Genomic DNA, 268 nt, shown 5'->3' on the forward strand with positions numbered 1-268 from the left:
TCTACTCCATCATGGGCATGGTGATGACCTTCATGCTCATCATGTCCATGATCGTCATGTCCGTGATCATCATGCTTGTCGTGCCCGTGGTCGTCATGCTTGTCGTGTCCATGGTCGTCATGATCGTCGTGTCCGTGGTCGTCATGCTTGTCGTGTCCGTGGTCATCATGATCGTCGTGTCCATGGTCGTCATGATCGTCGTGTCCATGGTCGTCATGTTTGTCGTGTCCATGGTCGTCATGTTTGTCGTGTCCATGGTCGTCATGCT

General features: G+C 52.6%; 1 protein-coding gene. It reads right to left on the reverse strand.

Features of this window, described 5'->3' with window-relative positions:
* Positions 1–268 (reverse strand): hypothetical protein (locus tag A3762_RS07580; protein ID WP_197469124.1); only part of this gene is annotated, 268 nt, incomplete at both ends.

It is taken from the genome of Oleiphilus sp. HI0125 (genome assembly GCF_001635355.1).